General features: G+C 66.1%; 15 protein-coding genes. 5 read left to right on the top strand and 10 right to left on the bottom strand.

Annotated elements, in window-relative coordinates; all coding sequences use genetic code 11:
* The first annotated feature begins 45 nt into the window (after window positions 1-45).
* Window positions 46-1,806, top strand: a complete 1,761-nt coding sequence (locus ACLQ2Q_RS01130) for a DUF4214 domain-containing protein (RefSeq protein WP_425817090.1) — start codon at window positions 46-48, stop codon at window positions 1,804-1,806.
* Between the two features lie 70 nt (window positions 1,807-1,876).
* Here the strand turns inward: ACLQ2Q_RS01130 and ACLQ2Q_RS01135 are convergent, their stop codons facing one another.
* A complete protein-coding gene (locus ACLQ2Q_RS01135; protein ID WP_425817092.1) occupies window positions 1,877-3,592 on the bottom strand; it encodes a hypothetical protein in 1,716 nt (571 codons plus the stop codon).
* Window positions 3,585-4,325, bottom strand: a complete 741-nt coding sequence (locus ACLQ2Q_RS01140; RefSeq protein ID WP_425817094.1) for a polyprenol monophosphomannose synthase — start codon at window positions 4,323-4,325, stop codon at window positions 3,585-3,587. Before ACLQ2Q_RS01140 ends, ACLQ2Q_RS01135 begins: the two co-directional genes overlap by 8 nt.
* A gap of 23 nt (window positions 4,326-4,348) precedes the next feature.
* On the opposite strand from ACLQ2Q_RS01140, the gene ACLQ2Q_RS01145 reads away from it, so the two are divergent.
* Window positions 4,349-4,873: a GtrA family protein gene (locus ACLQ2Q_RS01145; protein ID WP_425817096.1), complete on the top strand. Its 525-nt coding sequence runs from the start codon at window positions 4,349-4,351 to the stop codon at window positions 4,871-4,873.
* A gap of 103 nt (window positions 4,874-4,976) precedes the next feature.
* Here ACLQ2Q_RS01145 and ACLQ2Q_RS01150 read toward each other — a convergent pair whose 3' ends face one another.
* The 4 genes from ACLQ2Q_RS01150 to ACLQ2Q_RS01165 are packed head-to-tail and all read right to left on the bottom strand — an operon-like array spanning window position 4,977 to window position 9,392.
* On the bottom strand, window positions 4,977-6,392 hold the full coding sequence (locus ACLQ2Q_RS01150; protein ID WP_425817098.1) for a sugar nucleotide-binding protein: 1,416 nt from the start codon (window positions 6,390-6,392) through the stop codon (window positions 4,977-4,979).
* A complete protein-coding gene (gene rfbB, locus ACLQ2Q_RS01155) occupies window positions 6,392-7,390 on the bottom strand; it encodes a dTDP-glucose 4,6-dehydratase (protein WP_425817100.1) in 999 nt (332 codons plus the stop codon). Before rfbB ends, ACLQ2Q_RS01150 begins: the two co-directional genes overlap by 1 nt.
* 49 nt (window positions 7,391-7,439) lie before the next feature.
* Complete coding sequence (locus ACLQ2Q_RS01160; RefSeq protein WP_425817102.1) at window positions 7,440-8,408, bottom strand: GDP-mannose 4,6-dehydratase; 969 nt, start codon at window positions 8,406-8,408, stop codon at window positions 7,440-7,442.
* Window positions 8,409-9,392, bottom strand: coding sequence for a GDP-mannose 4,6-dehydratase (locus ACLQ2Q_RS01165; RefSeq protein WP_425817104.1), 984 nt, complete (start codon window positions 9,390-9,392; stop codon window positions 8,409-8,411).
* Between the two features lie 101 nt (window positions 9,393-9,493).
* Here ACLQ2Q_RS01165 and ACLQ2Q_RS01170 point away from each other — a divergent pair, with 101 nt between their 5' ends.
* From ACLQ2Q_RS01170 to ACLQ2Q_RS01180, 3 genes are read left to right on the top strand one after another with little or no spacing between them, the layout of a single operon-like run.
* Complete coding sequence (locus tag ACLQ2Q_RS01170; protein ID WP_425817106.1) at window positions 9,494-10,450, top strand: FkbM family methyltransferase; 957 nt, start codon at window positions 9,494-9,496, stop codon at window positions 10,448-10,450.
* Window positions 10,393-11,964 carry a glycosyltransferase gene (locus ACLQ2Q_RS01175; protein WP_425817108.1) on the top strand — a complete coding sequence of 524 codons (1,572 nt, stop codon included), beginning with the start codon at window positions 10,393-10,395 and terminating at the stop codon, window positions 11,962-11,964. The genes ACLQ2Q_RS01170 and ACLQ2Q_RS01175 overlap by 58 nt, the downstream gene beginning before the upstream one ends.
* On the top strand, window positions 11,951-13,453 hold the full coding sequence (locus tag ACLQ2Q_RS01180) for a glycosyltransferase family 4 protein (RefSeq protein WP_425817110.1): 1,503 nt from the start codon (window positions 11,951-11,953) through the stop codon (window positions 13,451-13,453). The genes ACLQ2Q_RS01175 and ACLQ2Q_RS01180 overlap by 14 nt, the downstream gene beginning before the upstream one ends.
* A gap of 76 nt (window positions 13,454-13,529) precedes the next feature.
* Here the strand turns inward: ACLQ2Q_RS01180 and ACLQ2Q_RS01185 are convergent, their stop codons facing one another.
* From ACLQ2Q_RS01185 to ACLQ2Q_RS01200, 4 genes are all read right to left on the bottom strand, one after another.
* A complete protein-coding gene (locus tag ACLQ2Q_RS01185; protein WP_425817112.1) occupies window positions 13,530-15,110 on the bottom strand; it encodes a hypothetical protein in 1,581 nt (526 codons plus the stop codon).
* Between the two features lie 95 nt (window positions 15,111-15,205).
* The gene (locus ACLQ2Q_RS01190; RefSeq protein ID WP_425817114.1) at window positions 15,206-17,542 is read right to left on the bottom strand and encodes a glycosyltransferase; all 2,337 of its coding nucleotides are present in this window, start codon (window positions 17,540-17,542) and stop codon (window positions 15,206-15,208) included.
* Complete coding sequence (locus tag ACLQ2Q_RS01195; RefSeq protein WP_425817116.1) at window positions 17,539-19,464, bottom strand: rhamnan synthesis F family protein; 1,926 nt, start codon at window positions 19,462-19,464, stop codon at window positions 17,539-17,541. Before ACLQ2Q_RS01195 ends, ACLQ2Q_RS01190 begins: the two co-directional genes overlap by 4 nt.
* A complete protein-coding gene (locus tag ACLQ2Q_RS01200; protein WP_425817118.1) occupies window positions 19,461-21,389 on the bottom strand; it encodes a rhamnan synthesis F family protein in 1,929 nt (642 codons plus the stop codon). Before ACLQ2Q_RS01200 ends, ACLQ2Q_RS01195 begins: the two co-directional genes overlap by 4 nt.
* Window positions 21,390-21,407 lie beyond the last annotated feature (18 nt).

Below are 21,407 nucleotides of genomic sequence, written 5' to 3' on the forward strand. Positions count from 1 at the left end.
GAATTCACACTGGTATCAACAGCACTCTTGGGCCACACTGTTCACATGTCTCGCCGTGTGTTGGAACGGCGCCGGAGCGCCTGGGCCGTTCGTTCGGCGAGCGCGGTTGTCGCGATCGTCACGCTCGTCGTGGGGCTGTTTCCGGCCGGTGCCGCCGCCGCGCGACCGCCGCTCGCCCCGCAGTCCCCCCTCGCTCAGGTCGCGGCCGCGGACATCCGGCCGGCTACCCTGGCGGGGTTCACACCAGGCAACATCATCAGCGACGCCGTCTTCTTCAACTCGGGCTCGATGAACGAGTCCCAGATCCAGTCGTTCCTGAACGGCAAGGTCCCGTCGTGCCAGTCCGGCTACGTCTGCCTCAAGGACTTCCGTCAGTCGACGTATACCCGGCCGGCCAGCCTCATGTGCCCCGGCACCTACACGGGGGAGGCGAACGAACCGGCGTCGCGCATCGTCGCGAAGGTCGCGCAGGCCTGCGGCATCAACCCCCAGGTGCTGCTCACCACGCTGCAGAAGGAGCAGGGCCTGGTCACCCACACGTGGCCGAGCGACTGGCGCTACACGATCGCCATGGGGCAGGGCTGCCCGGACACCGCAGCGTGCGACACGAAGTACTACGGCTTCTTCAACCAGGTCTACGGGGCCGCGTCGCAGTTCAAGCGGTACGCCAACCCACCGGGCACCAGCCAGTACTTCACGTGGTACGCCCCCGGCAAGACCTGGAACGTCCGCTACCACCCCAACGTGAGCTGCGGGTCATCCCCAGTCTTCATCCAGAACCAGGCGACGGCGAACCTCTACTACTACACGCCCTACCAGCCGAACGGAGCGGCTCTCGCGGCGGGCTTCCGTGAGGCCAACGACCCGTGCTCGAGCTACGGCAACCGCAACTTCTACAACTACTTCACGGACTGGTTCGGATCGACGCAGACGTCGAGCAGCCCATGCCAGCTGCCCCCTGAGAATCAGATCACCGCAGCAAGTGGAGAGTACATCGTGAACGTCGCTTCGCTGAATGCTCGGCAGGCTCCGAGCACGGCTTGTGGAGACGGCGTGGTGAGCCTCGCCCAGGGAACGACGGTGGTCAAGCTCGGCGAGTACGGGTCGTGGTGGCGGGTGAGCGTGAATGGAGGGGTTTACTGGGTCGCATCACAGTATCTGGTCGTCGTCGTTCCGAGATCGGTCGACGCATTCGTGCGGGCGGTCTATGTCGATCTGCTCGGTCGCGATGGGGCCGCAGAGGAGCGGGTGGGTTGGGGCCAGGCGATCGCCCTGGGTGCGCCCCCGACGCAGGTTGCTCAGGGCTTCGTCAACAGCGACGAGTTCCGCATCCTGAAGATCACCGAGGCGTACCGTGAGGTCCTGGGGCGGGAACCGGACGAGGGCGGCATGACGGCGTGGCTGAACGGGATGCGAGCCGGCATACTCTCGCCCGACGATGCGTACCGGGGCCTCCTGCGATCGGATGAGTACTACACCCGGACGGGGGGAACAGATCCCGCGTTCGTCGCGGCGCTCTACGAGAAGATCCTGCATCGCACGGCGGGTCAGGAGGAGATCGACGGATGGTCCCGTGTAGCAGCTGTTGCGGGTCGCGCAGCGGTCGTGGACAGCATCTGGATGTCGATGGAGGCGGCTGGCGCGAGAGTGGCCATGATGTACAGGTCCTACCTGGGGCGGGAGGCTGACCAGGCCGCCATGGAGGGGTGGGGTGACCAAGGCCTGCGATATGGGGACAACGCCGTCCGAATGGGGATCCTCGGCAGCCCCGAGTATCAATCTCGAGCGATCACTCGGTTCCCCTGATGCCGTCGGCGCACGATCGCCGGTGCGGATCTGAGTGTTTCGAGGGTCGGAGCGAGGAGACGAGCGCAGGTCACTCGAATCCGCGGAGCCGCTTCTCGGCGAGAAGGCTCGACTCGATCCGATCGTTGAGCAGTTGTTCACCCTGTGTTCCGGCGTAGTCGTAGATCATGAAACCGTCGCACTCCTGGACGGACTTCGGCGGTCCGAGCGGCGCGATCGAGTCTTCAGTGACGAAACCCCACGGGTCTTGCACGACGAAGGTGAAGCGCTGGTCGTCGTAACTCGCCAGGTTGATCATCCAGGGAAACACCGTCAGGTCGGAATTGACCTGAAGAATCGCTTCATCGTGTGTGCCGTAGAGATCCCAATTGCGTGTCAGCCAGAATGTTCCTACGCCGGCCTCGGCGTCCGCGGGGAGCTCCGCCGTGCAGCCGGCCCCGCCGCGATCCTCCGAGAACGCGAGCACCGAGGCGCGCTGGACGGACAGCACTCCTCCGACGACGAGCAGAAGAGCCATGCCCGACGCGACGATCATCCCGAACGCGACGAGACTGCGCCGCACCCGCGCCTCGGGTATCGACGCGAGAGTCACTCGCAGGAATCTCACCGTCTCGTACGAGGCGGACAGGAGGGGAACGACGAAGAACGGTTCGAGGTAGCGCGTCGTCATCGTCCCCGTGAGAACCATCCCGACGAGCAGTGAGCTCACGGTGACCCAGGAGAAGATGGCGAGGATCAATTCCGCGGATGTGACCTGCGAGCGGGGATCCGTGTGGCGCGGACGGAACAGAGCTCGTGCAATGGGTACCGCGGTCACGAGGAGCACCGCCGAGGCAAGAAGAAGCTTGAGGAATCCATGCGGGGTAGCGAGCAGGTCATCCGCAACCCTGTTCAGCAACGCGAGCGATTCGCCCATCATCGACGGGTTGAAGTAGCTGCCGACGCCTCGCGAGCCGTACCGCTCCAGGAGCTGACGGAGTAGGAACCCGGCAAGGACGGTGGCGACCATCACGACGGCCAGTGTCCACAGCCACTGGCGGCTGATCCGCCGAAGCAGCGCAGCGATGACCAACGTGACCGCGAAAGGGGCGAGAATCTGCATCCAGAACAGAGGGTTCGATGCGCCGGTCAAAGCGCCGACCATCACGAACAACACCGCGAACACTGCGGTTCGAGCCGCGCGGACAGGTGGATCGGTGAAGCTGTGGGTCACCCAGAGGGTGAGGGCGATCGCCGTCAAGCCGGAGAGGACCACACCTGGGTAGTACGAGACGAGGAGGAAGAGGCTCGCTATCGCCGTTCCATTGATGTCAGAAACCGGCTCGAGCAGCACATAGACGATGTACGTGGCGGTCGCACCGAGAGCGACGCAGACCTCCATTATCCGGTGTCGGGAGTGCCGGAAAAGAAGCCGCGAGCACCAACGAAGCAGTACGTAGAGCAGGACGAGATTGAGCACTGCCACGCCCGCCAGGGCGGCGCGCGGGTTGTCGGTGAAGCTGCTGGCGATCCAGTAGAGCACGCTCTCGGGAAACAGGAACAACTGCGACGAGAACACCCACTCGAAAGGCTCGCCCGCGAGCACGGACTCTCGCACCAACGGAAGAACGAGCGAGTCGCCGTTGTAGAGGAGGTTGGTCTCCCAATCGGTCCCCATCCATCGTCCAAGGATGATCAAGCTCGCCGCTATGACGACGACGACCGCGACGAGTTCGACACCCGCGCGCGCCCACCAGGGGAAGCGGGCGGGCGCGGATGAGCGGGTCGGCCTGGCGTCGCTAGACATCTCCACGTGCCGCCCGAACGCGCGGGACGAGGAAGAAGTTCCGCATGAGGGTGTTGCGCGGAATCTTCGATTCCCCGTTGGTTCGGTCGAGGAAGACGATGGGGAGTTCGACGACACGCTGCGCGGCGAGCAGCGCACGGTACTTCAGCACGAGGATGAACCCGTAGCCGGTCGCCGAGATGGTCTCGGGCTTGATGCGGTGCAGGATGTCACTCGAGAACATGTTGAACCCGCCGGTGTAATCGGAGATCTCCCGGCTCAGCACGAGCCGGGCGTAAGTGTTGCCTCCGCGGCTGAGGAACTTGCGACGAAATGACCAGTCGGGGGTGCCACCCCCGGGGATGTATCGGGAGGCGACGACGAACGGCGCGCCGGCCTGGGCCTGATGAATGAACCCCGAGATGTACCTGGGGTCGTGGGAGAGGTCCCCGTCCATCTGTAGAATATGGTCGAACTCCTCATTCAGGATGAGCCGGAAACCGTGGATATAGGCTGCTCCGAGCCCTTCCTTCGTTGGCTTCACGACGACTCGCACCGCGAAGTTATCCCGTTCGAAGCGCGGGGCTGCATGTTCGACGAAGGAGGCAGTGCCATCGGGGGAGGAGTCATCCAGCACGAAGAGCGTGATCGCGGTGTCGGGATGTTGGGCACCCACACGGGAAATCGACTCCATGAGCGCCTCTACATTGGTGACCTCGTTGTATGTGGGCACGGCGATCGCGAGCTTGAGCATGGTTGTGAAGGATACCTCAGTACGTGAAGAAGCTGCTCTCGAACGAGAAGGTCCGATTCTTGATAGCGGGGTGTCTCAACACTGCGCTCGATTTCATGATACTGAACGTGCTGGTGTTCGCGTTCGCGACGCCGACGCTGGCCGCAAACGTGATCTCGGTCACGACAGGTATCTGCGTCTCCTATCTGCTGAATCACTTCTTCGTCTTCCGCTACCAGAAGCCGATCTCTGTCAAGCGATTCGGGATCTTCTTCCTGGTGACCGGATTCAGTTCGCTCATCCTGCAGAACGCGGTGATCCTCGGGTTCGAGTTGCTGTTCGACACCGAGTTCGGTCGTTCGCTTCTGTTCCTGCCGAGTGAGTCCGGCAGGCAATTCGTCACGATCAACATCGCGAAGGCGACCGCTGTGCTGCTCGGCCTGGTCTGGAACTTCCTCTTCTACAAGTTCGTCGTCTTCGGCACCCGACGGGCTGTCTCTTCGAAGGGGCGCGCCGTCGACGCATCGCCCGCGGCTGGCGGGGCGGTTGTCGACCCTCCCGTAGCGTGATCGTCGCGGTCGTCTTCGGCACACCCCGTTCCCGAGGCCGACTCGATGCGACTCTTGTCGGACCCAGAGCATCGAGGGCGGAGTGCTGCCCCGAGGCTCGGCGTCACCCCAGCGCGCGCACGTACGTCTCGAGTCGCTCGTCACCGTCGCCGGGCGTGAATCCGGTCGATTCGATGCGCGACAGGTCGAGTTCGCTGTAACGAGGCCGTGGGGCGACGGTGTTCATCGACCCGGCGAAGTAGGCGTCGGTCGGCGTCGGGATCACGCGTCCACCATCAGCGCCGATCACATCGAAGATCGTGGCCGCGATGTCCGCCCACGAACGACATGCTCCAGAGGAGGTGAGGTTGTAAGTGCCGTAGGGGGCAGCCGAATCGCGCAGATGACGGATCCCGCGGGCGATGTCGTGGGTGAACGTGAGCCGGCCGACCTGATCGTCGACGACGCGGGGGTCCACCCCCCGACGGGCGAGATCCGCCATTGTGCGTACGAAGTTCTTACCCTCACCGACGACCCAGGACGTGCGGACGATGTAGTGGCGCGGAACCGTGGCCACGATGGTATCGCCCGCCGCCTTTGTCTGCCCGTACACGCCGAGAGGGCTCAACGGATCGTTCTCGCGGTACGGTCGGGTCGACGTGCCGTCGAAGACGTAGTCGCTGGAGACATGGATGAGGAGGATGTCGTTCTCGGTGGCGACGCGGGCGAGCGAGCCCACACCAAGCACGTTCGCGGACCATGCGTGCACCCGGCCTTCGGGCGTCTCCGCGACGTCGACGGATGTGTAGGCGGCCGCATTGACGATCGTGTCGTAGTCGCGCCAGCGGCGAGCGTTCATGAGATCGGGAGACGACAGGTCCAGCTCGGCGCGAGTGGCGTACTCGATGTGCGGCGCATCCCCCCACTCTGCGCGCAGCGCGCGACCGAGCTGCCCGTTCGCACCGAGCACGAGCGTCTTGCGCGGTCCCATGGGCGTCACGTCCGCCAGGCGCGGGTGTGCGAGATCCTTCGGTGAGACCTCGACCTGGTCGAGGGGGATCGGCCATGCGATAGCGGATGCCTCGTCCGCGAGGTTGAGGAATGTGTAGGAGGCGTCGGGCGACCAGTGGTCGTTCACGAGGTACACGTACGCCGTGTCGGGCTCGAGCGTCTGGTAGGAGTTGCCGACGCCGCGAGGAACGTAGATCGCGCGCGACGGGTCGAGCTCCGTCGTGAAGACGGCGCCGAAGGTCGGTCCCTCGCGAAGATCGACCCACGCGCCGAAAATGCGCCCGGTCGCCACGGACACCCACTTGTCCCATGGCTCGGCATGGATGCCTCGTGTCGTGCCCACCGCGTCGTTGAACGAGATGTTGTTCTGCACCGGCCCGAAATCGCGCAGGCCGGCAGCCGTCATCTTCTCGCGCTGCCAGTTCTCCTTGAACCAGCCGCGGGAGTCGCCGTGCACGGGGAGATCCCAGACGACCAGGCCGGGGATGGACGTCTCGGTCGGCGTGAGCGCCTTGCCGAACTCGGTCATCACTGACCCTTCGAGGCGTAGAAGGCCTCGACGCCGTCCTTCGCGGGCGCCCACCACGACTCGTTGTCGCGGTACCAGTCGATCGTCGCCCCGAGGCCCGCCTCGAAGTCCTGGTAGCGCGGTCGCCATCCCAGTTCGGTACGAAGCTTCGTGGAGTCGATCGCGTATCGCAGGTCGTGGCCGGCTCGATCCGTGACGTGGTCGTACGCGTCGGTCGGCTCGCCCAGACGTTTAAGGATGAGCTCGACGACCTCCTTGTTGTTCTTCTCGCCGTCTGCGCCGATGAGATACGTCTCTCCGATCGCGCCGCCGTCGAGGATCGTCAGCACGGCCGACGAGTGGTCGTCTGCGTGGATCCAGTCGCGCACGTTCTCGCCCTTGCCGTAGAGCTTGGGACGGATGCCGCGCAGCACGTTCGTGATCTGGCGCGGGATGAACTTCTCGACGTGCTGGTAAGGCCCGTAGTTGTTCGAGCAGTTCGAGATCGTGGCCTGCACGCCGAACGAGCGCACCCACGCCCGCACCAGGAGGTCGCTCCCGGCCTTCGTCGACGAATAGGGGCTGGAGGGGTTGTACGGGGTTGTCTCCGAGAATCGGGTCGGGTCGTCGAGCTCGAGGTCGCCGTACACCTCGTCGGTGGAGATGTGGTGCAGACGCGTCCCATGGCGGCGGGCCGCCTCGAGCAGCGTGTACGTTCCGATGATGTTCGTGTCGAGGAACGGACGCGGGTCGTGCAGAGAATTGTCGTTGTGCGACTCGGCGGCAAAGTGCACGACGGCTTCCGTGTTCGCGAACAGCTCATCGACGAGGGCCGCGTCCGCGATGTCGCCCTGCACGAAGGTCAGCCGGTCGTCGGGGAGTCCGTGCAACGAGGCTCGGTTCCCCGCGTAGGTGAGCTTGTCGAGCACCGTGACGTGGTCGTCGGTGTGCTCCATCACGTGGTGCACGAAGTTGGAGCCGATGAACCCGGCGCCGCCGGTGACGAGGAGTCTGCGCATGGTTCCACGATACCGGGCGCTCCGGTCGTGCCCGGAGACAGGGGAACGATCAGCGTTCCGCGCGCGCCTCCGCCAAGTCGGCCTCGACCATCGCTGCGACGATCTCATTGAAGGTCTTGGTGGGCTCCCAGCCGAGTGCCGTGCGGGCTCTTCTCGAGTCGCCGGCCTGCTCCGCGGCGTCCGCGGGGCGCACCAGCGAAGGATCGACATGCACCCGCTCGGGCCAGTCCTCGACGCCGGCCGCGGCGAAGGCCGCCGCAACGAATTCCTTCACCGAGTGCGGCTCGCCCGTTGCGATCACGTAATCGTCGGGGACTGTGGCCGCTGATGCCAGTGCGCGGGCGTAGTCCGGCGCCCATCCCCAGTCACGCCGTGCCTCGAGGTTTCCCAGTTCGAGCGAATTCTGCAGTCCCAGCGCGATCCTCGCGGCGGCGCGCGTGATCTTACGCGTGACGAACGAGGGCGGACGCCGCGGGGACTCGTGGTTGAAGAGGATGCAGCTGGCGGCCGGCAGCCCTCGCAGGCGGTACAGGCCGACCAGATTATGGCCATACGCCTTCGCGGCGCCGTACGGATTGGTGGGGCGGATCGGCGTCGCCTCATCCTGAGGGGAGTGCTCGGGGGAACCGAAGATCTCCGCACTCGAAGCCTGCACGAATGCGACCGGTCGCCCGCGGGATTCCTGGAGCCGCCACGCTGCTTCGAGGAGCGCCACCACGGGAACGGCGGTGATCTGGGCGGTCTCGACCGGACGCTGCCACGAAGCGGCGACCGATGACAGGCCGCCGAGGTTCCAGATCGTGTCGGGCTCGACGTCATCGACGAGCGCGGTCAATCGGGCGAGGTCACCGAGGTCGCCCTCATGAAGCGTCGCCGAGGGGACGAGCCGTCGGGTCGCGGCTGCACTGCTGTCAGCGGGCCGGACCAGTCCGTGCACCTCCCAATCCGCCCCGGCGAGCTGCTCCGCGAGATAGCTCCCCGTCTGGCCGGTGATGCCCGTGAGGAAGGCGCGCGGCACTCAGAGCTCCCCGTTGGCGACGCGCTCCACGTCGGCATCGACCATCATGTCGACGAGGCGGGGGAAGTCCACGGTGCGCTCCCAGCCGAGGCGCTCACGGGCCTTGGCCGCGTCGCCGATGAGCAGCTCCACCTCGGCGGGCCGGAAGAATCGGGGATCCTGCTCGACGTACTTCTGCCAATCCTCGATGCCCACCCGCGCGAACGCGCGAACGACGAACTCCTCGACGGAGTGCGTCTCATTCGTGGAGATCACGTAGTCATCGGCCTCCGGCTGCTGGAGCATGCGCCACATCGCCTCCACGTAGTCGCCCGCGAAACCCCAGTCGCGCTGAGCGTCGAGGTTGCCCATCACCAGCTTGTCCTGCTTGCCGGCGGCGATGCGCGCCGCGGCGAGGCTGATCTTGCGGGTGACGAACTCCGGGCCGCGCAGCGGGGATTCATGATTGAAGAGGATGCCGGACGAAGCGTGCAGTCCATACGACTCTCGGTAGTTGATCGTCATGTAGTGCCCGAAGACCTTGGCCACGCCATAGGGCGAGCGAGGCCACAGGAGGGTTGACTCGCGCTGCGGCACGTCCTGCACCTTGCCGAACATCTCCGAGCTCGACGCCTGGTAGAAGCGCACCTTCTCGGGCTCGCTTCCCGCATACAGGCGGACGGCCTCGAGGATGGTGAGGACGCCTTTACCGGTGACATCGGCGGTCACTGATGCGTTCTCCCACGAATAGGCGACGAAGGAGATCGCTCCGAGGTTGTAGACCTCGTCTGGCTGAGCGACCGCGAGGGCGCGGACGAGTGACGAGAAATCCGTGAGGTCGCCGGTCAGCAGCTGGACACCCGGCACGGTTCGCTCGACGAGCTCTCGCTTCGGGTTGTTCTGCCCGCGAATCAGGCCGTAGACCTCGTACCCCTTGCCGAGCAGCAGTTGAGCGAGGTAAAGGCCGTCCTGACCTGTGATTCCGGTAATGAGCGCGCGTGCCATGGTTCCTCTTGGTAGGGCGGTGTTCGGTCGTTGCGAGCCTACCGGTCCTGCCCCGGTCGATACGCATGGACCGTTTCTGCGGTCCGGCTAAGATCGCTTCCATGTCTGACGGCCCCTTCGTTTCGTTTGCCCAGAATGCCGAGGACGTCGTCTTGTGGCGTGCGCTTCAGCACGTGTCCGAAGGACACTACGTGGAGGTGGGCGCCAACCATCCCCGCACCGACTCGGTGACGCGTGCGTTCTACGATCGCGGTTGGAACGGCATCACGATCGAGCCTGTCGAGGAGTTTGCGGCGCTGCATCGCGAGCAGCGCCCTCGTGATGTGCAGCTTCGGGTGGCGATCTCCGACGGCGAGTCTGCGAACGTCACGCTGCACGCCGTCGCCGGGACGGGATTGTCATCCACAGTGGACGCGGTGGGGGAGCGCCACCGAATCACCGGCCGGAAGGTCGAAGACATCGTCGTGCCGGCGCGCACGCTCGAACAGGTCTACTCGGACGCCGGGTGGGCCGACAGACCCGTTCACTTCATGGTGATCGATGTCGAAGGCGCCGAGGCGGCCGTCATACGAGGCCTCGATCTGCGGCGGCATCGCCCATGGGTACTGGTCGTCGAGGCGACCCAGCCCAACTCGACGGTGGCCACTCACGGGGAGTGGGAACCCGCAATCCTGGCCGCCGGATACGAGTTCTGCCTCTTCGATGGCCTCTCGCGCTTCTACGTGGCTCAGGAGCACGGCGAGGAGCTGGCGGCGCGGCTGGCGTACCCCGCATGCGTGCTCGACGACTTCGTCCCCGCGCGATTCGATGACGAGCTGAAGCGTCTGTCCCAACAGTTGGACTCGACCACGTCTGAGCTGGAAGCGCAGGTCATCCACTGGAAGCGCATAGCCCTCACCGAGTGGGCGGATGCGGTCTCGCCGATGAGGCGCTCCGAGGTGGCTGATCCGGACGCTGACCGCTTGCGCGAGGAGCTCGCGGCGATGCATGGATCGCTGTCGTGGCGAGTGACGGAACCCATTCGTGGACTGCGCAGAGCGATCGGCCGAATCCGTTGAACGCAACGCGTCTGTCGAGTGCCGCAGCCCTCCGTGTGCTCGACCAGCGAGTCTTCGAGGCGGCGCGCTTCATCCTTCCCGACCCTCCGACCAGCCCCTCGACGGAAGTCGGCCTCGACACGGCGACACTCTTGGGACGAATGCTGAAGATCGCGAGCGCGGGGTCCTCACGCTCGATCCCGTGGCTCATCCTGACGGCCGTGACGGGCCGGTTCCCGAGTGTCGACGATGTGCGCGCCGTGCAGCGGACCATCCAGCTGGAGCCACTGGACGCCGTCGAGACGGCGTTGTTGGGACGGGCCGTGCGCTTCGCGTCGGAAAGCCGCATCGACCTCCCCATGCGTGTGGTCACGACGCCGCTCGTCGATGTCGACACGTCGGGACGCCTCGACTATCAGTCCGGCATCCACCGCGTCGTCCGCGAGACGGTGTCGCGGTGGGCGGGCGCGCATGAAATCGAGTTGGGGATATGGGACGACACCTACCGCATCTTTCGCTCGGCGGCGCCGCGCGAGGTCGCCCGGGTGGTGCGATTCGGCGCGACGGTCACGTCAGACGAGGTGGACCCCGGTTACGAACCCGAACTCCTCGTCCCCTGGAACACGGTCGTGGTGCTACCCGACGTGCCGATCGGCATGCCGACCGAGGCGCTCGCCGGAATCGCCCATTGCTCGGGCAACCGGCTCTCTGCCGTGGGATACGACCTGATCCCGATCACCAGCGTCGAGACGCGACCGATCCATGACGCGATGGCCGCGGGGGAGTGGTTGGTGCCACTCAAGGCGGCCGACCGCATCGCGGGGATCTCTACATCTGCGACCGCGGAGTTCTCGGGGTTCGCTCAGATGCTGGAGGCGCAGGGATTGACTGGACCCCTCGTCCGCGAAGTGAGACTCCCGGCGAGCACTGCGCCGACATGGTTGGGCGTCCGCAACCGTGCGCGGCGCGATAAGCCTCGCATCGTCTTCTCCGGCACGCGTGAGCCGCACAAGAACCACCGTGCGCTCCTCTTCGCGGCCGAGCGGTTGTGGACCGAAGGTCTCTCCTTCGAAGTGCGCATGGTGGGCGGCAACGGCTGGACGGACGAGCACGTGCGCGAGACGATCGAGCGGCTCACGGCCGACGGGAGGTCGCTCGTCGACCTCGGCCGCGTGTCGGAGGAAGTGCTGTGGAGCGAACTGGCGGACGCCGACGCCGTCGCCTTCGTCTCGCTCCACGAAGGGTACGGACTGCCGCTCGTGGAGGCGCTCGCCGTCGGAACGCCGGTGCTGACGACGTCGTACGGCAGCCAGGCGGAGATCGCGGCAGACGGCGGATGCATCACGGTGGACCCGAGGGATGACCTGTCGATCGTTCAGGGACTTCGGCAGCTGGTCACCGACGCCGACTTCCGTGACGCCCTCGTTCGAGAAGCGCGCGACCGCCCCGACACGACATGGGACTACTACGCAGCGGAGCTTTGGGACTTCCTCGTCGCGCCGTTGCTCGAGGAGGCTTCTCATGAGACTTCGTGACTCCCGACCGCTCGTGAGCGGGTGGATTCGACGTCTCGCCACACTTGCGGAGGCTCTCGGCCACAACCCTGTCACGGTAGAAGACGAAGCGGGCCTGATGTCCGCATTGAGCCGGCTCGTGGATGCGCGCGATCGCAGCCAGATATGGCTCGCGCTCGCCGTGCTGACGGGCCGGCTTCCGGAGTCCTCGCTCGTGCAGGAGACGGCAAGGCGAGCCGAGTTCGATCCCGCGGCGCTGTTCGAGGCCATCCGAAGCGAGACGACCGCGGAGAGCATCCGGTGGACAGTGGTCGTGGAACAGGCAGCCGTGCTCGTCGACGTCTCCGACACGGTCAGCACGACGATGACGACCGGCATCCAAAGGGTCGTCCGAGAAGTCGCCAAGCGATGGCTGACGCGCCCCGGTGTCCGTTTCGTGGCCTGGACCGACGGCTGGCAGGCGATGCGCGAGCTCGAGCCGGACGAATTGGCCCGCGTTCGCGACGGCCGTGCGCGGGTCGGCGAGGACCCGCCCCGGGTCGGCACCACGGTCGTTGTCCCGTGGGAGACGATCTTCGTTCTTCCGGAGGTGTCGGCCGAGCTGTCGCGCGCGGCGCGCCTGCGGTCGCTGGGTCGATTCGGTAGAACTCAGTGCACGGCGATCTGCTACGACCTCATTCCCGTGACGTCCAGTGAAACGCTCATAGCGACCGGGTTGACGGGTGCCTTCGCCCACTATCTGTCGGCGCTCAAGTTCTTCACCAGGGTCTGCACCATCTCGCAGGCAACTGCGATCGAGTACAACGGCTGGCGCGTGATGCTGCGGGGTGCAGGGCTTGTCGGCCCCGATGTCGTTCCCGTGTTGCTGCCCACGTCGGCCGGGGGATCCTCCCCGTCCGACCTCGATGCAGCCCGCGAGAGGCTGGTCGTGGGGACCATGCCGCTTGTCCTCGTTGTGGGGAGCCACGAACCGCGCAAGAACCATCTCGCCGTTCTTCACGCGGCGGAACTCCTCTGGCGGGAAGGCCGACGCTTTTCGCTGTGCTTCATAGGTGGGAACGCGTGGCGCAGCGAGGAGTTCCATGAGCGCCTCGGGGCCCTTCAGGCGGCAGGGCGACCGGTCGAGTCGATCAGCCGCGCCGGAGACTCCTTGCTCTGGGCCGCGTACAGAGTCGCGCGCTTCACGGTTTTCCCATCCATCAACGAGGGGTTCGGCCTTCCCGTCGCGGAATCGCTCGCCGTCGGGACGCCGGTCATCACGTCGGAGTTCGGAAGCACGAGGGAAATCGCCGAGTCAGGTGGTGCGATGCTCGTGGATCCGCGCGACGACGATCAGATCACCCGGGCGATGCGGGCGTTGCTTTCGGACGACGACATCCTCGAACGACTTCGCGACGAGGCGCACGCGCGCCCCACGCGCACGTGGGATGACTACGCCGACCTCGCGTGGGCTGCCCTCGTCCCCGATGGGGGACCGCTCCCGCGGTCGTCCGACTCGCTGCGGGTGTGAAGCGCTGATGCAGCTCCGATGAGTGTTCCGACTTGCCCTTCCGCCATCGAGTCGCCGGCATCGCGAACGAGCGGGGTCAGGAGCGCGGGACCCATTCCACAAGGCCTTCGGGATGAACGAGATCGGACTGATGCGACCAGAGCGCCGTGGCGGAGTCGGCTGAGTCGGCGCGGATGAGCTCCACGATGTTCTCCGGCGTTCCGTCGCACGCGAACGCGCTCGACATCGTCAGTCGTTGCGCGTCGCTGCCCTCCGCGTAGTATCCGCAGACGTCACCCACGCCCTCGTTGCGAAGTGCGGCCAGGAATACGGTGGCGAAGTCTGGCCACAAAGACCCATCCCGCAGATAGATGCCGACTTCTCCATTCGCCCTCGCGTACTCTGCGAGCTCGTCGCCGATCTGGGCCATCCTCGCGATCTGGGGCTGCAGGGCGTACCCGATGGTCGGGTTCGCGATCGTGATCGACCCGAAGAGCGCGATCGCTGCAACCGTGGACAGGATGGGCACGGCCACCCTGACAGCGCGCCAGCCTCCCGCACGCTTCACGCGTTCCGTCACCGTCCCCACCAGATGGACGAGAACGATGGACAGGAAGATCGGCGGCAGCACGAGCGTGTAAACGACGATGTAGCCGTACACCTCGACCGGGCTGACGTAGTCGACCGCCAGCTTCACGTAGAGGATCGAGAGCAGCGCGATGACGCCGATCACCGAGTAGGCCGTCACGGCGAGGCGCCGCCGCGCCGCATCACGCTCGACCACGAGAAGCAGCGCTGCCACGGCGGCCGCGGCGCCGTAGACCCACACGGGGATCCCGATGAGCATCAGGTCGCTGAGGAAATACTGGGCGATCTCGCCCCAACCCGGATGCACGGTCACGCTTCGGGTGAATCCGAACCACCCCTGCCATGGATTGGGCCAATCCAGGATCGTGCGGAGCACGAGCGGCCCTATCACGAGCACGAGTGCGATCGCCGCGAGCGCCGCGGCCACGCGATGCTGTTTCAGTTCCGCTCCGACGCCGCGGCGATGCACCACGAACCAGGCGATGGAGACGCCGACGAAGAGGCCGCCGAACACGAAGAAGAACGCGACGTGGGTATGTACGAGCAGGCCCCCGGCGAGAACCAGCCCGGGAAGGAACGCCGTGCGCCCGTAGGCTACCGCGATGGAGAATGCCACCACCGGTGCCAGGAAGGTGAACGAGGCGAACGGTGGCCAGGTGTTTCCGAGCGCATAGCCGAGGAACGGCGTGTCGCCGAACCATCCCACGAATCCCCAGAACGTCGCAGCGCCGATGAAGATGCCGGCGAACGCTCGGCGGGTCAGCGCTGTCGCCACGCCGCCGACGGCCGCGATGCAGAGGCACTGTATGACAATCTGGGCAAGGACGACCGCGTTGAACGGTGCCGGGACGATGTGCAGCCAGTCGTAGAACAGGGCCTCCCCTCCCGCCAGCAGGTAGAGCCAGCCGGGACCGGGGTGGTTCGTTCCCGTACGGGAGTAGTGCCCCTCGAGCAGGCTGAAGCGTTTCGCCTCGAGAATGAGCAGACCGTTGGAAGCGTCGTCCCCCCACGCCACCATCGGCTCGGCGAAGATGATGCTGCGCAGCGAGAGAGCGGCGATCACGGACGCGACGAAGAGGACGCCGAACACCAACCACGCGTTTCGTGTGGTTGTGGAGGATGGCGTCGCTGCCTCAGGGTGACCCGACGCCTGTGCTCGACCCTTGACGACTGCCGTGGGGGCGGTCATCGCCGACGGCCGTCCGCTCGGAACAGGGCTCGCCGGATGCGAGCGCGCACTCTTCGCAGAAGCGGGGGTCGCGCCGACCTCGCCTCACGGGCGAGTATCTCGTCGCGCCGGTCCCATCCTGCACGGAGCGATTCACGCACCCGCTGTGCCACGACCTCGGGGGAGTGCAGTCGGCGCATGTCCTCTTCGGCTCGCCGGCCGACGGCCGCCGCGGAGTCCGGATCGTCGACGATCCCGCGAAGAATCGCCGCAGCCTGATCGAGGTCGGGATCCGCCCACAGGGTTCCGGCGGGGTACGGATCGGCGTCGGGCGGAATCGCCGTCATCTCGCAGGGCACGAGAAAGGCGTTCCGGTCATTCGTGAACTGCATGTTGCCGGAGTACGCGGTCACGACCACCGGTCGCCCCCACGCCATCGCTTCCGCGATCGTGAGCCCGAGCCCCTCGGCGCGGTGGAGCGAGACGTACGCCGTGCACCTCGCCATCAGAGCCGTGAGCTCCTCGGGTTCGAGGTATTCGTCGATCACGATGACGTCTCGGCGGCCCGCGACGGCGAGGCGAACCCGCTCGGCCTCTCCCAGGCGCAGTCCGGCGTTGAGCGTCTTGATGACCAGAACGGGGCCGTGGGCGTCTGTGTGCGGGAAAGCGCGTGTGAATGCGTCGACGAGTCCAAGCGGATTCTTGCGTTCAACTGTGCTCAGGTAGTCGAACGCGAAGAAGAACCATGCCCTCTCCAGGGGGATGCTCAGGTGCGCCGGGACTCCAGGAGGGTCACCGGCAGACCTCTGCGGAAGTGGCGGCGTGACGGTGCGAACAGGAATGGGGGCGCGCTCGGCGATCGCATCGCGTACGAAGTCCGTGGCCGCCCAGACCTCATCGACAAGCGCGAAGGCGGCGTCGCGCGATTCGGGGAAGGACTCGACCTCCCAGTACCACATGCCGATCCGGTAGCTGCCGTCGACGACGTCCTCCATCGCCTCGCTCACCGCCTGCGTCTGATCAGCATTGACGGCCAGCAGCGTCGTGTCGTAACGCGTTCCCGACGTGTGCCGGTAGGTCGCCGAGAAACGCGACTCGAGGCTCGTCGTGACGGGGAAAGTACTCGTCGCAACGCCCGCGGCGGTGAGTGCGGCATCCATCAGCCTCGCCGACGTGCCGACGCCCAACTCCCCCGAGAGGTAGCCGACCAGGTTGACACCGTGGGGCCGGCCCGTGTCGGGGGGATCGGGTGCCGGCTGAGCGGCGAGCGTGCGCTCAGCGGCGCGCTGAAGGAGGGTGACGTCGTATCCGGGCTCGCCGACGCCGTGATCGAGGGCCCACCGAGCCAATCGGGCAGAGTCGCTGCCCGGCACGTGAGGGAACGCATCGCGAAGATCGGAGCGCAGCAAGCGGATGCCTGCCAGATAGCGAGCTGCCGGTGCACGGTGAGCCGCAGGCAAGAGTTCCAGCAGCCATGTTTCGAGGTCGTGCTCAGCGGCGTCGAGAGATGTGCCCGCATCGACGCCCGCCCGAGCACACGCCCGTACGACCGCAGCGTCCGCGGGAGGCTCGGCGGTGCCGCTCAGCTGGGACAGCTGGCGTTCTGCGAATTCGCTCGCGAGCTGTGCCAGCAGCGGATTCCTGCTGAGCAGCGGACCTGACGATGCTCCGCGGCGGCTGTCGAAGAGGGTCGGATGGACGGGATCGAGGCCATCCAGGGCCAGGGCGAGCACCGGTACGCCGTTCCGACTGAGCGACCCCCGCACATCCCCGAGAACGGTGGCGGCATCCGAATTCCATCGTGACACCAAGAGCGCGTCATCCGCGAGCACACGATGCGGAACGCGCGCCAGGAACAAGTCGAGCCAGCGCCCCACGGTCCGCCAGTCGCGGGCGAGCGCCTCCAGCCCTGGACCGTGCGGGCGAGCGGCGGTGCCGAGCAGGAAGAGCTCGTTCGCGAGGACCGATATCTGCACGGCCTGAGCGGGCTGGACGGCCACCGTCCGCGTGACGGCGACCGTCGCGTCGCCATCGAGCCATGCACCTGTGGGAGGGCTGACGAGCAGGATTCCGGGCGTCAGGCCGAGTACGGATTGTTCCTCGTCCAGCAGACGAGTCGCCCAGAGGGCCGTGGCGGCGATGAGGAAGTCGGCGTCGTCGTGCGTCAGGCGGGTGGCTGCGAGCGGCAGTCCGACGTCGCGCGGCGACGAGACGGTCTCATGCCCGATCGGGGAATAGCGGCCATCCACGTCGAGCACATGACAGGCCAGCTCGGGAGCGACGGCCTGGATGGAGCGCACCGTCTCCCGTGCCGCGGCGGCTGCCGCGCCCGTGGCCGCAACGGCGACGATCATCGGCGCTTCCACCGCAGCGCAGACGCGAGGCGGCGGAGCCTCCTGCCGAGCGGGTGGGACTCGTCGATGCTCCAGCCCAGCAATCGTCCGACTCTCGGATGCAGGTGGAAATACATGCGGACGAAGTCGCGCGGGCGGCCCTGCCCGACGTAGCCCGCCTGCTTGAGGAACATGATCTTATCGACGCTGTCCCCGGGGATGGTCGATGACATCTGATCGAGCTTGAATTCCATCGACGTGTGGCTGATCGACATGTATTCGGCCGTCGAGACGGTACGCGTGTGATAGCCGAGTTCAGCGGCGGCGTACGACGGCATGCGCTCGAGGATATGTGCGAGTCCCCCATCGCGGTAGGCCTCGGCGCCGCCGAAGTCGTCGTAGGACCAGTCGTGCTCGACCAGAAGGAGCAGCGACTCCGGGCGGGCGACGAACATGGAGCCGTAAGGCGCAAGGGGCGAGATCTCATCGAGCGGCACCCGAATGCCGAGCCGCGCGCTGAGCCGCTCGAACCCGGGTTTGTTCGACCACCAGCCTCGGCCCATGGTCGGGTAGCCGATGTGGATCGTCGGGGGATAGACGAGGCCCAGCCCCGGTTCCTTCTGGAAGAGCGCGAGCAGGTTCGCCGCATACCCCGGGCTGTTCAGGAGGTTCGAGAACTGCTGGTTCTTGAAGTGTCGCCCCACGTTGAAGCCGTCTTGCGGGGTCTTCTTGGAGTGGAGCTTCAGGACGAGGTCGTATTCCTCGCTGATCAGCACATCCTTGCAGGCCACCAGGAACGCGCTCTGGTCGCGGCCGTCGTTGGACTCGAGCACGCGCACGTCGACCCGACGGCCCTCGCGGGGGCGTCGCGCGATGATGTCTCGAATCTCGTCGGCCTTGGACGCGTCTGGCGTCGTGACGACCAGATCGTACGCGCCCGGCAGGGTGTCGACCAGATCGAGCATCTCGTCGGTCATCTCCACATAGAAGATGTGCAGCACGGCGACGATGCGGAAAGGATTCGCGGGATCGTAGGAGACGTCGACCTCCGGCAGCACCTCGTGCATCGCGGCATCCGTGTTGAGCACCTTCGGCTCGACGTTGCGCGCGAGGTTGCGCCAGATGAGCTCCACCGGGTAGCCGTAGCGATCGACATCCGCCATGGTCCAGCGACCGATGACGCCGTGGCGGTCGAGGAAGGGCGGCCAGTGGAAGAGCGGTCGTCGCTTGAGGGTGGGGCAGCCGTCGGCAAGCAGCAGATCGGCGTTGAAGAGGGCCGGGTGATCCGTGGGGTAATCCCCGCAGGGAAAGGCGACGTCGTGCGTGTATCCGCGGGAGGCGAAGTGCTCGGTGAACGTGACCTCGTGTCGAAGGACCGCGTCGAGATACTCGGGCATGTCGGGAAGGTCGCGCCAATACGCCGCCCACGCTTCCGAGCGGAGAAGGGTGGCGCGGACCGCGATCCAGTACGACTGCAGGTGGTAGTGCAGCACACCCCTTCCCGTGAAGGGGTTGGGCTCTTCCCGGGCGTGGTCGGTCATGCCCCAGAAATGCACGGGGCGCTCCTCCATTCGCGCGAGCACGGGTCCGTATGGACGGACCGGCCCGAACCATGTGTCGTTCGTGAGGATCACTTCGTCGAACTCGACCACCTCGGCACCCAGGTGATCGAGCGCGTGCTTGTGCGCCCAGATGTCGTAGCCGTGGTTGTCCCGGACGAGGATCTCATCCGACACGGGCTCCAGTTTCGTCCGTGCCTCGGGGGAGAGTGCTCCGTTGACGACAACGAGGATCCGGTCCGCGTGCTCCCGCAGGCCCGCGAGCGCGTATGGGATGTGGTCTTCCACTTCGCCGCGCCTGTCCCACACCACGTAGATCACGAGCCGCCGGCCGGCTGCCGGGAATGCGGTCGCCGCGGCCACGGGAACCGGCGAAGCCGTCATGTCACCCTCCGTGATCCGAGGCGAAGCGACTTCAGTCGGTGAACGGCGCCGCGGGCGGCAGCCGTGAACGGTGCGATCGACTTCGCGGCTTCTGGATGGTTCAGGCGGAGGTACATGCGCGTGAGGTCGAGAGCGCTCCCGCGTCCGGTCGGCCCGGAGCGGTGGAGGAACTGGATCTGCTCGATCGGATACCCGGGGGTCGTCGAGGCGAGCTGATCGAGCTTGAACTCGAGAGCGGTGTGGCTGATGTCGGCGTGCTCGGCATTCATGACGGTACGGGAATGAAAACCGCGCTCCCCGGCGGCATACGTGAGGAGTCGCTCCTGCGTCGGCCCGAGTGGCGCCTTCGGGAACTCCTGCGAGGCTGCATAGTCCGAGGAATGCCATTCATGCTCGCTGAGCAGGCGCAGCGCCTCGGGGCGGCACACGAACATGCCGCCGAGCGGCGCGAGCGGCGACACCTCGTCCATGGGAACCCGGATGCCGAGGCTCCTTGCGAGCGCCTCCGCCCGCGGCCGGTGCAGCGACCAGCCGGCTCCAGAGGTGGGAATGCCGATGTGGGGTGCGGGGGGGAAGACGAGGCCGAGCCCGGGCTCGCGCTGGAACAGTGCCAGGATGTTGGCCGCATAACCCGGTGAGCTCAGCAGGTTCTCGAGCTGGTGCCGGGTGAAGTAGCGGCTCACGTTGAATGACTTTCGCGACGACCGCTTCGAGTGGAGCTTCACGACCAGGTCGTGCCGGCCATCGAGCAGCACGTCGCGGCATCCGATGAAGAAGGCGCTCATATGACGGCCGAGTTCTGATGGCAGGACGCGCACATCGACACTGCGCACCCCGGAGTCCGCTCGCCGATCCAGCGTCTCGCGCAGCTGTCGCGCCCGCGATGGCGACGTGGTCGTGATGATGAGATCGAAGGGATCCGGCAGGCAGGACGCGCGGTCGAGCAGCTCATCGGCCATCTCGACGTGCTCGATGTCCATGACGACGGCCACTCGGAAGGGCCTTGTGGCGTCGTAGGAGACGTCGACCTCGGGCAGGACCTCGAGCGCACCGGCGTCCGCGTTGAGTGTCTTGGGGGCGACATTGCGAGCCAGGTCCTCCCAGATCAACGGCATCGGGTATCCATGACCCGCGACATCGCGCAGGATCTCCCTGCCGATGACGGCGTGCCGGTCCAGGAAAGGCGGATAGTGGAAGAACGGTCTCCTCTTGAGCAAAGGGCACCCGTCCGCCAAGAGAAGATCGGGGTTGAACAGCGCCGGATGATCGGTGGGGTAATCCTCTGAGGCGAAGGCGACGTCGTGCGTGAACCCGGCCGACGCGAAATGCTCTGTGAAGACCGTCTCGTGCTGAAGCACGGCGTCGAAATAGCCGGGCATGTCGGGCAGATCGTGCCAATACTGCTTCCAACGCTCGGAGAGGAACATCTCGCGCCGTACCGCGATCCAGAACGACTGGAGGTGATAGTGCAGGACTCCGTCGCCGGTGAAGGGGTTCGGCTCTTCCCGGGCGTGGTCGGTCATTCCCCAGAAGTGCACGGGTCGGGCGTCCATACGAGAGAGGACACCCGCGTAGGGGCGCACCGGCCCGAACCACGTGTCGTTCGTCAGCACGAGCTCATCGAAGTCGCCGAGCCGATCGCCCATGTGGTCGAGGGCATCCTTGTGGGCCCAGATGTCGAAGCCGACGTTTTCGCGCACCAGGATCTCGTCGCTCACCGGTTCCAGCGCTGCTCGCCCCTCGGCGGAGAGCGCGCCGTTGATCACCACGAGGATGTGGGCGGCATGGCTGCGCATGCCCGCGAGCGCATAGGGAATGTAGTCCTCGACCTCGCCACGGCGGTCCCATACGACGTAGATGAACAGTCGGCGTGCGTTCGCATCGAGACTGGCCGGGGCAATTCCGACCGGAGAGACGTCCGTCATCGTGGAAGTCTCCTGTCG

The sequence above is a fragment of the Microbacterium sp. DT81.1 genome (genome assembly GCF_049844955.1).
In the GTDB taxonomy this organism is placed as follows: domain Bacteria; phylum Actinomycetota; class Actinomycetes; order Actinomycetales; family Microbacteriaceae; genus Microbacterium.

Coding starts and splice junctions, on each gene's coding strand:
- ACLQ2Q_RS01200 (WP_425817118.1), bottom strand. CDS start 21,389: ATGACGGACGTCTCTCCGGTCGGAATTGCCCCGGCCAGTCTCGATGCG.
- ACLQ2Q_RS01195 (WP_425817116.1), bottom strand. CDS start 19,464: ATGACGGCTTCGCCGGTTCCCGTGGCCGCGGCGACCGCATTCCCGGCA.
- ACLQ2Q_RS01130 (WP_425817090.1), top strand. CDS start 46: ATGTCTCGCCGTGTGTTGGAACGGCGCCGGAGCGCCTGGGCCGTTCGT.
- ACLQ2Q_RS01150 (WP_425817098.1), bottom strand. CDS start 6,392: ATGACCGAGTTCGGCAAGGCGCTCACGCCGACCGAGACGTCCATCCCC.
- ACLQ2Q_RS01165 (WP_425817104.1), bottom strand. CDS start 9,392: ATGGCACGCGCGCTCATTACCGGAATCACAGGTCAGGACGGCCTTTAC.
- ACLQ2Q_RS01135 (WP_425817092.1), bottom strand. CDS start 3,592: ATGTCTAGCGACGCCAGGCCGACCCGCTCATCCGCGCCCGCCCGCTTC.
- rfbB (WP_425817100.1), bottom strand. CDS start 7,390: ATGCGCAGACTCCTCGTCACCGGCGGCGCCGGGTTCATCGGCTCCAAC.
- ACLQ2Q_RS01190 (WP_425817114.1), bottom strand. CDS start 17,542: ATGATCGTCGCCGTTGCGGCCACGGGCGCGGCAGCCGCCGCGGCACGG.
- ACLQ2Q_RS01170 (WP_425817106.1), top strand. CDS start 9,494: ATGTCTGACGGCCCCTTCGTTTCGTTTGCCCAGAATGCCGAGGACGTC.
- ACLQ2Q_RS01140 (WP_425817094.1), bottom strand. CDS start 4,325: ATGCTCAAGCTCGCGATCGCCGTGCCCACATACAACGAGGTCACCAAT.
- ACLQ2Q_RS01180 (WP_425817110.1), top strand. CDS start 11,951: ATGAGACTTCGTGACTCCCGACCGCTCGTGAGCGGGTGGATTCGACGT.